This window comes from Limnohabitans lacus, from assembly GCF_030053395.1.
Classification (GTDB): Bacteria; Pseudomonadota; Gammaproteobacteria; order Burkholderiales; family Burkholderiaceae_C; genus Limnohabitans_A; species Limnohabitans_A lacus.
In genome coordinates, this window is the sequence record NZ_JASGBH010000002.1 from 150,505 (window position 1) to 163,503 (window position 12,999).

Annotated in this window: 14 protein-coding genes; 3 read left to right on the forward strand and 11 right to left on the reverse strand. The window is 62.8% G+C overall.

Going from position 1 to position 12,999, the window contains the following annotated elements; genetic code table 11:
* Positions 1–2 precede the first annotated feature (2 nt).
* Positions 3–257: a SemiSWEET family sugar transporter gene (locus QLQ16_RS03275; protein ID WP_283223256.1), complete on the forward strand. Its 255-nt coding sequence runs from the start codon at positions 3–5 to the stop codon at positions 255–257.
* A gap of 4 nt (positions 258–261) precedes the next feature.
* Here QLQ16_RS03275 and QLQ16_RS03280 read toward each other — a convergent pair whose 3' ends face one another.
* From QLQ16_RS03280 to purE, 3 genes are read right to left on the reverse strand one after another with little or no spacing between them, the layout of a single operon-like run.
* Positions 262–1,242, reverse strand: a complete 981-nt coding sequence (locus QLQ16_RS03280) for an L-threonylcarbamoyladenylate synthase (RefSeq protein WP_283223257.1) — start codon at positions 1,240–1,242, stop codon at positions 262–264.
* A 1-nt stretch (position 1,243) separates the two neighbouring features.
* On the reverse strand, positions 1,244–2,413 hold the full coding sequence (locus tag QLQ16_RS03285) for a 5-(carboxyamino)imidazole ribonucleotide synthase (RefSeq protein ID WP_283223258.1): 1,170 nt from the start codon (positions 2,411–2,413) through the stop codon (positions 1,244–1,246).
* Entirely contained in the window at positions 2,410–2,910 is a 501-nt protein-coding gene (purE, locus tag QLQ16_RS03290) for a 5-(carboxyamino)imidazole ribonucleotide mutase (RefSeq protein ID WP_283223259.1), read from the reverse strand. Before purE ends, QLQ16_RS03285 begins: the two co-directional genes overlap by 4 nt.
* 80 nt (positions 2,911–2,990) lie before the next feature.
* Here purE and trxA point away from each other — a divergent pair, with 80 nt between their 5' ends.
* Positions 2,991–3,944 carry a thioredoxin gene (trxA, locus tag QLQ16_RS03295; RefSeq protein WP_283223260.1) on the forward strand — a complete coding sequence of 318 codons (954 nt, stop codon included), beginning with the start codon at positions 2,991–2,993 and terminating at the stop codon, positions 3,942–3,944.
* Positions 3,945–3,961: 17 nt separating this feature from the next.
* Here trxA and QLQ16_RS03300 read toward each other — a convergent pair whose 3' ends face one another.
* From QLQ16_RS03300 to pyk, 4 genes are all read right to left on the reverse strand, one after another.
* The gene (locus tag QLQ16_RS03300) at positions 3,962–4,483 is read right to left on the reverse strand and encodes an Mpo1 family 2-hydroxy fatty acid dioxygenase (protein WP_283223261.1); all 522 of its coding nucleotides are present in this window, start codon (positions 4,481–4,483) and stop codon (positions 3,962–3,964) included.
* A 77-nt stretch (positions 4,484–4,560) separates the two neighbouring features.
* Positions 4,561–5,469 (reverse strand): phosphoribosylaminoimidazolesuccinocarboxamide synthase, encoded by a 909-nt coding sequence (locus QLQ16_RS03305; RefSeq protein ID WP_283223262.1) that lies wholly within the window; start codon positions 5,467–5,469, stop codon positions 4,561–4,563.
* 87 nt (positions 5,470–5,556) lie between these two features.
* Entirely contained in the window at positions 5,557–6,621 is a 1,065-nt protein-coding gene (gene fba / locus QLQ16_RS03310) for a class II fructose-bisphosphate aldolase (RefSeq protein WP_283223263.1), read from the reverse strand.
* Between the two features lie 153 nt (positions 6,622–6,774).
* Positions 6,775–8,208 carry a pyruvate kinase gene (gene pyk, locus QLQ16_RS03315; protein ID WP_283223264.1) on the reverse strand — a complete coding sequence of 478 codons (1,434 nt, stop codon included), beginning with the start codon at positions 8,206–8,208 and terminating at the stop codon, positions 6,775–6,777.
* 221 nt (positions 8,209–8,429) lie between these two features.
* Between pyk and QLQ16_RS03320 the strand changes: the two genes are divergently transcribed.
* Positions 8,430–9,545, forward strand: coding sequence for a fatty acid desaturase (locus QLQ16_RS03320; protein WP_283223265.1), 1,116 nt, complete (start codon positions 8,430–8,432; stop codon positions 9,543–9,545).
* A 136-nt stretch (positions 9,546–9,681) separates the two neighbouring features.
* Here QLQ16_RS03320 and QLQ16_RS03325 read toward each other — a convergent pair whose 3' ends face one another.
* The 4 genes from QLQ16_RS03325 to fmt form a co-directional block, all read right to left on the reverse strand.
* Entirely contained in the window at positions 9,682–10,875 is a 1,194-nt protein-coding gene (locus QLQ16_RS03325; protein ID WP_283223266.1) for a phosphoglycerate kinase, read from the reverse strand.
* 94 nt (positions 10,876–10,969) lie between these two features.
* Positions 10,970–11,305 carry an AzlD domain-containing protein gene (locus QLQ16_RS03330; RefSeq protein WP_283223267.1) on the reverse strand — a complete coding sequence of 112 codons (336 nt, stop codon included), beginning with the start codon at positions 11,303–11,305 and terminating at the stop codon, positions 10,970–10,972.
* Entirely contained in the window at positions 11,302–12,033 is a 732-nt protein-coding gene (locus tag QLQ16_RS03335) for an AzlC family ABC transporter permease (RefSeq protein ID WP_283223268.1), read from the reverse strand. The genes QLQ16_RS03330 and QLQ16_RS03335 overlap by 4 nt, the downstream gene beginning before the upstream one ends.
* Positions 12,033–12,998 (reverse strand): methionyl-tRNA formyltransferase, encoded by a 966-nt coding sequence (gene fmt / locus QLQ16_RS03340; protein WP_283223269.1) that lies wholly within the window; start codon positions 12,996–12,998, stop codon positions 12,033–12,035. Before fmt ends, QLQ16_RS03335 begins: the two co-directional genes overlap by 1 nt.
* Position 12,999: the final 1 nt, after the last annotated feature.

Sequence of the window (12,999 nt, forward strand, 5' to 3'; positions counted from 1 at the left end):
CCATGAACCTGATCGACTGGGTCGGCACCGCTGCCGCCATCCTGACCACCGCCAGCTTTGTGCCCCAAGCTTGGCACACCTTCCGCACACGCGATGTGAGCGGCATTTCACTGGGCATGTACAGCCTGTTCACCGTGGGCGTGGCGCTGTGGCTGGTCTACGGCGTGCTGATGGTGGCCTGGCCCATCATCATCGCCAACACCATCACCACCAGCCTGGCGTTGATGATTTTGGTGATGAAGCTGCGCTACCGCTGAAACCTCAGGCGGCCGCCCTTTGCAGGCGGTCGCGCACGCCTTCCCACTCGGGGGTGTCTGGCGGCAGCTGTACCCAAATTTGCGAGACGCCCCGCGCGTCCAGTTCGCGCAGCACGCTGAACAAATTGTGTGCGGCTTGCTCGGCGCTGCTGGGCTGGGCGCGCCAGAGTACGCCTGCACCGGCATCGGGTCGCACGGCGGACCACACGCCCAGGTTGTTGGCATGTGGGCCCAAGGCTTGCAGTTTGGCCTCAATGTCTTGCGCCGCCATCAAGCGCACTTTAGCGCGTGGCGCGTAGTGCGATTCGAGCGTGCCTGAAGCCCTCGGGGCGGCTTGGGCCACGGCTTCTTTGTCCAGCACCGGGCGGCCGCAAGCGGCTTCGATTTGCACACGGGTGATGTGCCCTGGGCGCAGCAGCACTGGCGCACCGCGTGTGCAGTCGATGATGGTGGACTCGATGCCCACTGCGCATTCGCCGCCATCCAAAATCAACAAATCTTGGCCCAGCTCAGACTGCACATGCGCTGCGGTGGTGGGGCTCACCCGGCCAAAGCGGTTGGCGCTGGGAGCGGACACGCCCTGCACCCCCAAGGCCGCACAGGCTCGCAAAAGCTGCTGCGCCACCGGGTGCGAGGGACAGCGCAAACCGATCGAGTCTTGCCCACCGGCCGAGGCGGTGGCCACGCCGCTTTGGCGCGGCAAGATCAAGGTCAAAGGGCCGGGCCAAAAGGCATTGATCAGCGCTTGCGCAAAGTCGGGCACTTGTGCGGCAAACACCGGCACTTGCGCAGCGCTGGCCACATGCACGATCAGCGGGTGATCGGCCGGGCGGCCTTTGGCCACAAAGATCTGGGCCACGGCCGCATCGTCGGTGGCGTTGGCCGCCAGGCCATAGACGGTCTCGGTGGGCAAGCCCACCACATGGCCGTCACGCAAAGCCTGTGCGGCTTGCGCGATGGCGCTGTCGTCTGCCGTCAAGATCATTTCAGAGCGCTTCAATGCCAAGCAAGGCCGCCGCCTGCAAAGCCGTGGTACGCACCGCCTCGGGCGTGGCCCCGGTGATGTTCAGGTGGCCCATCTTGCGGCCGGGCCGGGCCGAGAGCTTGCCGTACAGGTGCAAATGCGTGCCGGGCAAGGCCAGCACCTGGTCCCACGCAGGCGAGCCGCCTTCGGGCCACAGGTCGCCCAAGAGGTTGAGCATGATGGCCTGTGAATGTTGGCGCGGCTGCGTGAGCGGCAAGCCGGCCAATGTGCGCACTTGCAAATCAAACTGCGACTGGTCGCATGCGTCCAGGGTGTAGTGGCCACTGTTGTGGGGGCGGGGCGCCATTTCATTGACGACCAGCTGGCCGCCTTCGAGGATGAAAAACTCCACGCACAGCACGCCCACGTAGTTCAGGCCTTCGGCGATGGCGCGTGTCGCGGCCACGGCTTTGTCGGCCAATTCGGTGGGCACAGCGCCCTCGGTCACGGTGGTCACCGCCAAAATGCCTTCGCGGTGCAAATTCAGCTGCACCGGGAAATTCACCATCTGCCCATCGGCGCCCCGCGCCACCAGCACCGAGCACTCGGCCTTGAGGGGCAGCATTTTTTCGAGCACGCAGGGCACGTTCTTGAGTTGCGCCCAAGCATCGGCCAGCTCTTGCGCCGTCTTGACGCGGATCTGGCCCTTGCCGTCGTAGCCCATGCGGGCGGTCTTGAGGATGCCTGGCAACAAATCGGCCGAAACTGCGGCCAATTGCGCAGGGGTGGCGATCACGGCATGCGGCGCGACCGGCACGCCACAGCGCACGAAGTGGGCTTTTTCCAGCGCACGGTCTTGTGCGATGGCCACCGCGTCGGCCGAAGGGGCCACAGGGCGGTGCGCGCCCAAGGTCACCAGCGCAGGCGCGGGCACGTTTTCAAATTCGGTGGTGATGGCCGCGCAGCGTTGGATCAATTGGGCCAGGCCTTGCTCGTCCAGGTAGTCGGTCTGCACATGGTGGTGGCTCACCAAGCCCGCAGGGCTGGCGGTGTCGGGGTCGAGCACGGCGGTGAAGTAGCCCATGGCCTGCGCCGCGTGCACGAACATGCGGCCCAACTGGCCACCGCCCATCACGCCCAGGGTGGCGGGCTGGCCATTGACGAGGGCGCCGGGCAAGAGGGGTTTGTTCATGCGGCGCCCACTGGTGGCAAAGTCATGGCGCGGGCGGCAGCGGTCTGCTCGGCGCGGAAGGTCACGAGCTTTTGGCGCAGGGCGGCGTCGTGGTTGGCCAGCATGGCCACCGCAAACAAGGCCGCGTTGGCCGCGCCCGCTTGGCCAATGGCAAAGGTGGCCACCGGCACGCCCTTGGGCATTTGCACGATGCTGTGCAAAGAATCCACACCCGACAGGGCCTTGGTCTGCACCGGCACACCCAGCACCGGCACCACGGTCTTGGCCGCAATCATGCCCGGCAGGTGGGCGGCGCCGCCCGCACCGGCGATGATGGCTTGCAGGCCACGGCCAGCGGCGCTTTGTGCGTAGTCGAACATGTCGTCGGGCATGCGGTGGGCGGAAACCACGCGGGCTTCGTGGGGGATGCCAAACTGTTGGAGAATCTGGACTGCGTGCTGCATGGTGTCCCAGTCAGAGCTGGAACCCATGACCACGCCGATGAGCGCTTGAGTCATTGGGTGCTTTTCGATGTCAATGTTGAATTTTAAGGTTTCAGGCCATGTGGGCCAGAAACACAACCCGGAACACTGCCCCCATGATGGACGTCACCCTGCAAAATTTTGAAACCGAGGTGGTTGCCGCTTCGATGACCACGCCCGTGCTGGTGGACTTCTGGGCCCCGTGGTGCGGTCCCTGCAAATCGCTGGGCCCCATTCTGGAAAAGCTCGAGGAAAGCTACGAAGGGCGCTTCAAGCTGGTCAAAATCAACTCCGACGACGAGCAACAACTGGCGCAGGCCTTTGGCATCCGCAGCATCCCGACCTGCATTTTGATGATGGGGGGCAAACCTGTGGATGGCTTCATGGGCGCGCTGCCGGCAGGTCAGATCCAGCAGTTTTTGGACAAACACCTGCCCTCAGCCGACGCCTTGCAAGCGCAAGCCGTGGCCGACGAAGCGCAACAGCATTTGGAATCGGGCGACGAACACAGCGCCCGCGCCGCGCTGGAGCAAGCTCTGGCCACCGATCCCGGCAACGACGATGCGCGTTTTGATCTGGTCAAACTGCTGATTGGCCTGGGCGAGCTGGCCGAAGCCGCCGCCTTGCTGGCCCCGGCCATGAGCCGCATCCCGGTGCCGCTGCGCTTTGAGGCGCAGAGCCAGTGGCTCAATGCACTGGAGTTTGTGACCAACGACCCGCGCGGTGGCTGGACCTTGGACCAATTCGACGCGCTGATCGGCCAGAACAAACGCGACTTTGAAACCCGCTTTGCCAAAAGCCGCCTGCTGATCGCCGTGGGCGAATGGGAAGCGGCCATGGAGGAGTTGCTGGAAATCATCATGCGCGACAAGAAATGGGACGACGAAGCGCCCCGCAAAACCTTTGTCGCCCTGCTGGAGCTGATGACACCCCAAAAGCCCAAGGACCAAGACGCGACCGGCAAATCGGCCGGAGGCATCGAACTGACAGGCAAAGCGGCCGTGGAAGCAGACCCGCTGGTCGCCATGATCGCCAGCTACCGCCGCAAGTTGAGCATGGCGCTCAACTGATCTTTACGGGCAGGCTTTCAGCGCGAAGGGCCTGCCTGGCGCTCGATGGCCATGCGCAAGTTGGGCAGCAGCCCGATGGCCATCAGCACCTCGCCGACCACAAACATGGGACCCACCAGCAGGCCCACGATGTCGTCTACGAAAGCGGGTTTGCGGCCTTCCCAGTAGTGACCAATGAACTGGATGATCCAGCCGATCACAAAAACGGCCAAACCCAATTGCCAGCCCTGCAGGCCCACTTGGCCTGCCATGGGTGCCAACACATGGGCCAAGGCGATCAGCGCCCCATTGACCAGCGATGTGGCCAAGCCCAGCAAGAAGTTGCCACGTGACAGGTACCACAGGCTGGTCAGCCCCCACATCAGCCAGGCGGGCGTAATGATGCGCTCGGCCAGCACCCATGCGGGCTGGGTCAGCAAGATGCCAATGGCCATGAAGATGAGGGGCACACCCAGCAGATGGGTGGCAATGTTGCGGCGGTCGCGGTGGTAGTGGGCGTACTGCACCATCAGTGCGTTGGCGGGGCGGAAAAAACTCATCGTGTGTCTCTTTCTGTTGGCCATGGCGCCCGTATCGGCCACGGGCATGCCCATTGCACCGGTCAGCCGCCCTGCTGTCAAGCCATCAGGCGCTGCAAGGCTTCTTGGTATTTGGCGGCGGTTTTCTCGATCACCTCACGCGGCAAGCGGGGGGCGGGAGCGGTTTTGTCCCACAGCTGGCCGTTGACCTGGGCGGTCTCGAGCCAGTCGCGCAAGAACTGCTTGTCGTAGCTGGAGGGGTTGGCACCTTCCACATAGCTGTCGGCGGGCCAGTAGCGCGAAGAGTCTGGGGTCAGCACCTCGTCCATCAACACCAAGGTGCCGTCGGTGTCCAAGCCAAATTCAAATTTGGTGTCAGCAATGATGATGCCCTTGGTGGCGGCGATGTCTCGCGCCGCTTTGTACAGCGCGATGCTGATGTCGCGGATACGGCCGGCCAGATCGGCGCCAATCATGGCCACGGTTTGCTCAAAGGTGATGTTCTCGTCGTGCTCGCCCACAGCGGCTTTGGCGGCCGGGGTGTAGATGGGTTCGGGCAACAAGCTGGCGTTTTTCAGGCCTTCGGGCAAGGGCACGCCGCAGACGGAGCGGGATTCCTGGTATTCCTTCCAGCCGCTGCCGGCCAAGTAGCCACGCACCACGGCTTCGACCGGGATGGGCTTCAAACGCTTGACCAGCATGGAGCGGCCTTTGACCTGCGCCACTTCCGCTGCCGAAACCACGCTTTCGGGTGCATCGCCAGTCAGGTGAATGGGGCAGATGTTCAAGCCTTTAGGGCCGAGCTTGTCGAACCAAAACAGGGCCATTTGCGTGAGCAACTCGCCCTTGCCGGGAATGGGCTCGCCCATGATCACGTCAAACGCGCTGATGCGGTCAGAAGCCACCATCAAGATGCGGTCGTCACCCACGGCATAGTTGTCGCGCACCTTGCCACGCGCCAGCAGGGGCAAGGAGTTCAGGGCCGAGGTGTGGAGCGCAGAAGTCATGTCAATAGCCGTCAAAGCAGAAAAGAAAAAGGCCCGTTGAACAGTCAACGGGCCATTCGGGTCAATTATCGCAGGCTCTGGGCGCGATCAGTTGACCACCTGCGCCAGCTCACCCTTGGCGTAACGGGCGGCGACCACTTGCAGGGTTTCGCCTTTGATCTTGGGGGCCTGGCCTTCGCAGCCGAACTCCAGATAGCGCTGCTTGCACAGCTGCTTGGCCGCTTCGCGGGCGGGCTTGAGCCACTCGCGGGCGTCGAACTTGTCGGGGTTCTCGAACAAGAATTTGCGGCAAGCGGCGGTCATGGCCAGACGGATGTCGGTGTCGATGTTGATTTTGCGCACGCCGAATTTGATGGCTTCTTGGATTTCCTCGACGGGCACGCCGTAGGTTTCCTTCATCTTGCCGCCGTACTGGTTGATCAGGGCCAGCAGTTCTTGCGGCACGCTGGACGAGCCGTGCATCACCAAGTGGGTGTTGGGGATGCGGGCGTGGATTTCCTTGACGCGACTGATCGCCAAAATGTCGCCCGTGGGCTTGCGGCTGAACTTGTAGGCGCCGTGGCTGGTGCCAATCGCAATGGCCAATGCGTCCAGACCGGTGGCCTTGACGAATTGGGCCGCTTCTTCGGGGTCGGTCAGCATCTGGCTGTGGTCCAGCTTGCCTTCGGCGCCGATGCCGTCTTCTTCACCGGCTTCGCCGGTCTCCAGGTTGCCCAGGCAGCCGAGTTCGCCCTCGACCGACACGCCCTTTTGGTGGGCCATGTCCACCACGCGGCGGGTCACATCGACGTTGTATTCAAAGCTGGCCGGGGTCTTGCCGTCTTCCATCAAGGAGCCGTCCATCATCACGGACGAGAACCCCAGATCGATCGCGCCTTGGCAGATGGCGGGGCTTTGGCCGTGGTCTTGGTGCATCACCAGTGGGATGTGAGGCCACATCTCGGTGGCGGCCTGGATCAGGTGTTTGATGAAGGGCTCACCGGCGTATTTGCGAGCACCAGCACTGGCTTGCAGAATGACCGGGGCACCCACTTCGTCGGCGGCGGTCATGACGGCCTGGACTTGCTCGAGGTTGTTGACGTTGAAAGCTGGAATGCCGTAGCCGTTGACGGCCGCATGGTCCAGCAGCTCGCGCATTGAAACGAGTGCCATGGTGGTGAATTCCCAGAGAGTTTAAAAATCGGGCAAAGCCGGGCATGTACCCGGCTTGTAACTGGGCTGAATTTTATAGGTTTCGGTCTGACAGGGGACTGAATCGTCCCAGACCTGGGGCTGCGGCTTGGGCAGACCGCAGCGGCGCAGGCATCAGCCCACGCGGCAGATCTTGAGCATGTTGGTGCCGCCGGGCGAGCCCATGGGCTCGCCACAGGTGATGGCGTAAACATCGCCCGTGCTCACGATGTTGCGCTTCTTGAGGTGACGCTCGGCTTGTTCCAGAGCCGTATCGCGGTCGGCGCTGGTGTCCATCAGCAAGGGGCGCACATTGCGAAACAAGGCCATCTTGCGTTGCGAGGACAGCTTGGTGGTCAAGGCATAGATCGGCACGTGCACCCGATGGCGGCTCATCCACAAGGCGGTAGAACCGGATTCGGTCAGCGCCACGATGGCCTTGGCGCCCAAATGGTGCGCCGTGAACAGTGCGCCCATGGCGATCGATTGATCAATGCGGTTGAAGGTCTGGCCTTTGAAGTCAGCATCCAGTTCGGGATCTTCCGCACTTTCGGCGGCCGCGCAGATCTTGGCCATCTCTTCGACGGTTTCCAGCGGGTATTTGCCAGCAGCTGTTTCGGCGCTCAGCATCACGGCGTCGGTGCCGTCCAGCACCGCGTTGGCCACGTCCGACACCTCGGCGCGGGTGGGCACCGGGTTGGTGATCATGCTTTCCATCATTTGGGTGGCGGTGATGACGACCTTGTCGTGCACCTTGGCCAGCTTGATCATGCGTTTTTGCAAAGCAGGGACAGCGGCGTTGCCCACCTCGACCGCCAAGTCGCCACGAGCGACCATGATGCCGTCGCTGGCGCGCAAGATGGCTTCCAGGTGCGGGATGGCTTCGGCGCGCTCGATCTTGGCGATCAGGCCGGGCTTGTGGCCGTATTCGGCACCGGCCACATTGCACAGCTGGCGGGCCATTTCCATGTCGGTGGCGTTCTTCGGGAAGCTCACGGCCACATAGTCCGCCTGCAAGCTCATGGCGGTCTTGATGTCGTCCATGTCCTTGGCCGTGAGAGCCGGCGCGGTCAAGCCGCCGCCTTGTTTGTTGATGCCCTTGTTGTTGGACAGCTCGCCGCCGAGTTTGACGGTGGTGTGCACTTGTTCGCCCTTGACGGCATCCACGGTGAGCACAATCAGACCGTCGTTGAGCAAGAGCACATCGCCGGCCTTCACATCGCGGGGCAACTCTTTGTAGTCGAGGCCCACGCCCTGCAAATCACCCGGTTCCGTGCGGGACGCGTCCAGCACAAACTTGGCGCCGGGCTCCAACATGACCTTGCCCTCGGCAAATTTGCCCACGCGGATTTTGGGGCCTTGCAGGTCGGCCATGATGGCCACTTCGCGGCCAGCGCGCTGCGAAGCCGCACGCACCAGCGTGGCGCGGTCAATGTGATCTTGGGCTTTGCCGTGGCTGAAGTTCAGACGCACCACGTTGACGCCGGCGCGGATCATGGCTTCGAGCAGTGCGGGATCGCTGGAAGCGGGGCCGAGGGTGGCAACGATTTTGGTGGCATGACGGGGCATTCGGGGGTCTCCTTGTAACTTGGTTTCAATTTTCCCATGGAATCGGTTACATGCCCGGTTCTTTCGGACACCCTCAGGATCCACAGCAACTGAAAACGCGCGCAATGAGTTCGAAAACATTCACATTTCTCGGCATGACCCTTTGCGGTTTGATCCTTGTCAGTCACGGGAAAACCCCAAGCGACTAAACTCGGGGCAGCGAAATCCACCGACACAGCGTCATGACCGCAAGCCAAACTCCGAATCCGAACCAACCGATCCCTCTGGATCAACCCCTGCCACACCGCAAGATCATCCGCGAGTGGCTCATCCCATTGGCCGAGCGCACCACCGTGCTGGCCTTTGTGCTGTTGATCGTGGACTATGCCCTGTTCTTTGCGCTGATCGCGGGCACCATCGCTTTTGATGCCGTTTGGGCCAAACTGCTGAGCGGCCTGGCCGCCGGTTTCGTGATCGGTCGCCTGTTCATCATTGGCCACGACGCCTGCCACCAGAGCCTGACGCCGCACCGCGAACTCAACAAGGTGCTGGGCCGCATCGCGTTCTTGCCCTCGCTCACGCCTTACAGCCTGTGGGACACCGGTCACAACGTGGTGCACCACGGCTACACCAACCTCAAGGGCGTGGACTTTGTCTGGACACCCCTGACAGCCGCCGAATTCGACGCCCTGAACCCCATGCAAAAACTGCTGGAGCGTGCCTACCGCAGCGGTTGGGCCCCTGGTCTGTATTACATGATCGAGATCTGGTGGAAGCGCGAGTTCTTCCCCAACAAAACCCACATGCCCACACGCCGCCCGATCTTCTTCAAAGACAGCATGCTGGTCAGCGTCTTTGCTGTGATCTGGATGGCGGTGATCGCTGGCGCCGCCGTGAGCACCGGTCAATCGGTCTGGTTGTCGCTGCTCTTGGGTTTTGCCGTGCCCTTCTTCTTTTGGAACAGCATGATCGGCTTTGTGGTCTATGTGCACCACACCCATGTCAAAGTGTCCTGGCACGACAACAAGGCCGCTTGGACCAAGGCCGCGCCCTTCGTGTCGACCACGGTGCACCTGACCTTTCCGTTCAACATTGGCGCCCTGATGCACCACATCATGGAGCACACCGCCCACCACGTGGACATGAGCGTGCCCCTGTACCGCCTGAAAAAGGCCCAAGCCAAGCTCGAAGAAATGCTGCCCGGCCGCATCATCGTGCAGCCCTTCTCTTGGAAGTGGTACTTCGAGACCGCCAAAAACTGCAAGATGTACGACTTCACACGCGAATGCTGGACCGACTTCAAAGGCAATATGACCAGCCCGGTGCGCGGCAACCTGCCACCGGCCGCGCAAGCCTGATCAGGGCTTGGACTCAGACAACAAAAAACCCCGCAATGCGGGGTTTTTTGTTGGGCGTATCGAAAGCCTGCGTCGGGGCTGAAGCCACCGATCTACAACATCCCGGCAGGTCGGAAGCTTCAGCTCCGACGCTCCATCAAGCCGCAGCGCGTTTGGCCAAGATCTCGAAGGCCGGCAAGGTCTTGCCTTCCAGGATTTCCAAGAAAGCGCCGCCGCCGGTGGAGATGTAGCCAACCTGTTTTTCAATGCCGTATTTGGCGATCGCGGCCAAGGTGTCGCCGCCGCCGGCGATGCTGAAGGCGCTGGACTCGGCGATCGCCTGGGCAATGACTTTCGTGCCATTGGCGAACTGGTCAAACTCGAACACACCTACAGGCCCGTTCCAGACGATGGTGCCTGCGGCTTTGAGCTGCTCGGCCAGCTTGGCCGCGGTCTCGGGGCCAATGTCCAAGATCATGTCGTCGTCGGCCACCTCGGTGGCTTTTTTGACGGTGGCGGGTGCATCGGCGGCAAAGGCCTTGGCCGTGACCACATCGGTTGGGATCGGCACCTCGGCGCCACGGGCTTTCATGGCCTCGATCACGGCTTGGGCTTCGCCCACCAGATCGGCTTCGGCCAAGCTCTTGCCGATGTTCAGGCCCGCAGCCAGCATGAAAGTGTTGGCAATGCCGCCACCCACGATGAGTTGGTCCACGTTTTGGGCCAAGCTCTTCAAAATGGTCAGTTTGGTGGACACCTTGGAGCCCGCCACGATGGCCGCCAGCGGGCGCTTCGGGTTGGCCAGGGCCTTGCTGATCGCATCGATCTCGGCCGCCAGCAAGGGGCCTGCGCAAGCGATGGGCGCGAACTGCGCGATGCCATACGTGGTGCCTTCGGCGCGGTGGGCTGTGCCAAAGGCGTCGTTCACATAGATGTCGCACAGCTGAGCCATCTTGCGGGCCAACTCTTCGTTGTTCTTTTTCTCGCCTTTGTTGACGCGGCAGTTCTCCAGCAAGACCACTTGGCCGGGGGCCACGGTCACGCCGTCCACCCAGTTGGCAACCAAGGGCACTTCACGACCGAGCAGCTCGCCCAGGCGCTTGGCCACTGGGGCCAGGGAGTCTTCGGCTTTGAACTCGCCTTCGGTGGGGCGACCCAAGTGGCTGGTCACCATGACGGCGGCGCCTGCGGCCAAAGCCATCTGGATGCAGGGCACGCTGGCGCGCACACGGGTGTCTTCGGTGATGCTGCCGTCATCGGCTTGCGGCACGTTCAGGTCGGCGCGGATGAAAACACGTTGGCCGGCGGCTTTGCCACTGGCGCACAAATCAGAAAAACGGATGACGTTCATGGGGGTCCTGTATCGGGAAAACTGTTCTCATTTTAAAAGGCGCATCTGACGCGGCCTGACAAATGGCCGGTAACGTCACCGGAACAATTCAGATTTACCAGCCCAGGCCCAAGTGCAAGGGCAGGTACACGGCCATGCCGGCCAAGATGGTCAGCAGCACGTCGCGACGCCAAAAGTAAATGCCAGCGCCCATGAAGGCGGCAAACAGGCGGGCGTCTTGCCAGGTGCTGATGAGGGTGCCTTGCACAGTGATGATTTCGGGCACCACCACCGCCGACAGTGCGGCAATCGGCGCGTATTGCAAGCCGCGTTGCGCCCAGTGGGGCAGCTGCCAGTTTTTGCTCGAGATGAAAAAGAAGCTGCGCGTGAGCACCGTCACCAGCGCCAAGCCCACGATGACGGCCAAAGTCCACAGGTCCGTGCCGCTCATGCCGCGGCTCCGGGGGCAGGGCGGAGTTTTTCCACCGTCAGGCACAAGATCACCGCCACGGCGATCGCCACCACGATGTTGAGCTTGAGCGGCAGGCTGTAGGCCACCACCGCCGCAGCGCCAGCGACCGCTGAAGACAGCATGCGCATGCGCGAGCTGGCCAGCGAGCACTGGATGCCCAGCAGGCACAAAATGCCGGCAAAGCCCAAACCCCAGCTGGGCGGAATCAGGTTGGCCAGCGCGATGCCCGCAAAACTGGCCACGATCCACGACAGCCAATTCAAAAAGTCATTGCCCGCCAAATACGCCTCTTGCTCCAGCCGCCCCTCGGCGGTCTCGGCCGGGTGGGCGTATTTGCGGGCGAACAGCACGTAGCTGATGTCGGCGGTCAGGTAGCCGTGCAGCATGCGCTGCCAGCGCGGCAAATGGATCAAAAAAGCCCGCAAGTGCAGGCTGAACACCACAAAGCGCAAATTCACACAAAAGCCGGTGGCCAAGATCACCCAAGCGGGCGCACCCGCCACGATGAGCGGAATGGCCGCCAACTGAGAGCTGCCGGCGAACACCAGCAGCGTCATGGCGCTGGCCTCGAACACGCTCATGCCCGACTTGACCATGGCCACACCGGTCATGAGGCCCCAAGCTGCAATACCAGGCGACTGGGGCGACACCTCGCGCATGCCCACCACAAAAGCAGGGTGACGGTACAGGCGGGAGAGGAAAAACATCAGGCGGCCACCAAGCGTTGGCCCACTTGCAGGGGGCAACCGCGCAAAAAGTCGGCCGCGCCCAAGCGCTTGCCACCAGGGCGCTGCAGTTGCGTGAGGCACAGCTGGCCCTGGCCACAGGCCACGCGCACGCCACTGGCGTCCGCCTGCACCACGGTGCCGGGCTCGGCGGGGCTGGCCAATGGCTCGGCCAGCGCTTGCCAAATCTTGAGGGTTTCGCTGCCGTTGGTGGTGGTCAAGGGCACGGTCATGCCGGGGAAGGGGTCAAACGCCCGGATGCGGCAAGCCAGCACCTCGGCGCTCAAGGCCCAGTCGAGTGCGGCTTCGGCTTTGTCGATCTTGTGCGCATAGTTCACGCCTTCGCTCGGCTGGGGCTGACGCTTGAGCTGGTCGATGTCGGCCAGCGCCTGCATGATGGCCTCGCCGCCCAAAGCGGCCAGCCGGTCGTGCAGCACGGCGGTGGTGTCGGTGGGCAAGATGGCCTCCGTGCGCACCAGCAGTATGTCGCCGGTGTCCAGGCCCGCGTCCATTTGCATGATGGTGATGCCGGTTTGCCTGTCCCCCGCCTCGATGGCACGGTGAATGGGCGCTGCACCGCGCCAGCGGGGCAAAAGCGAAGCATGGATGTTGAGGCACCCGCGGGGCGGCAAATCCAGCGTCCACTGCGGCAAGATCAAGCCATAGGCGGCCACGATCATGGCGTCGGCCTTCGCCTCCAGCAGCGTCTGGCGGGCAGCGGCCGCGTCTTCGGGGTATTTGCCGTCCAGGCGCAGGCTGCGCGGCTGGGCCACGGGCACAGCATGGTCCAAGGCCCATTGCTTGACGGGCGAGGGTTGCAGCTTCATGCCGCGACCGGCAGGCCGGTCGGGCTGGGTCAGCACCAGCACAATTTCATGGCCTGCCGCGTGCAGGGCGGCCATGGCCACCTGGGCAAATTCGGGCGTGCCCGCAAAAATCAAACGCATA

Bases quoted from the DNA above. Each gene is read 5' to 3' on its own strand.
- QLQ16_RS03285 (WP_283223258.1), bottom strand. From the start codon at position 2,413: ATGAACAAACCCCTCTTGCCCGGCGCCCTCGTCAATGGCCAGCCCGCC.
- QLQ16_RS03280 (WP_283223257.1), bottom strand. From the start codon at position 1,242: ATGATCTTGACGGCAGACGACAGCGCCATCGCGCAAGCCGCACAGGCT.
- QLQ16_RS03300 (WP_283223261.1), bottom strand. From the start codon at position 4,483: ATGAGTTTTTTCCGCCCCGCCAACGCACTGATGGTGCAGTACGCCCAC.
- QLQ16_RS03305 (WP_283223262.1), bottom strand. From the start codon at position 5,469: ATGACTTCTGCGCTCCACACCTCGGCCCTGAACTCCTTGCCCCTGCTG.
- pyk (WP_283223264.1), bottom strand. From the start codon at position 8,208: ATGCCCCGTCATGCCACCAAAATCGTTGCCACCCTCGGCCCCGCTTCC.
- QLQ16_RS03325 (WP_283223266.1), bottom strand. From the start codon at position 10,875: ATGAACGTCATCCGTTTTTCTGATTTGTGCGCCAGTGGCAAAGCCGCC.
- trxA (WP_283223260.1), top strand. From the start codon at position 2,991: ATGATGGACGTCACCCTGCAAAATTTTGAAACCGAGGTGGTTGCCGCT.
- QLQ16_RS03320 (WP_283223265.1), top strand. From the start codon at position 8,430: ATGACCGCAAGCCAAACTCCGAATCCGAACCAACCGATCCCTCTGGAT.
- QLQ16_RS03335 (WP_283223268.1), bottom strand. From the start codon at position 12,033: ATGTTTTTCCTCTCCCGCCTGTACCGTCACCCTGCTTTTGTGGTGGGC.
- fmt (WP_283223269.1), bottom strand. From the start codon at position 12,998: ATGCGTTTGATTTTTGCGGGCACGCCCGAATTTGCCCAGGTGGCCATG.
- QLQ16_RS03330 (WP_283223267.1), bottom strand. From the start codon at position 11,305: ATGAGCGGCACGGACCTGTGGACTTTGGCCGTCATCGTGGGCTTGGCG.
- fba (WP_283223263.1), bottom strand. From the start codon at position 6,621: ATGGCACTCGTTTCAATGCGCGAGCTGCTGGACCATGCGGCCGTCAAC.
- QLQ16_RS03275 (WP_283223256.1), top strand. From the start codon at position 3: ATGAACCTGATCGACTGGGTCGGCACCGCTGCCGCCATCCTGACCACC.
- purE (WP_283223259.1), bottom strand. From the start codon at position 2,910: ATGACTCAAGCGCTCATCGGCGTGGTCATGGGTTCCAGCTCTGACTGG.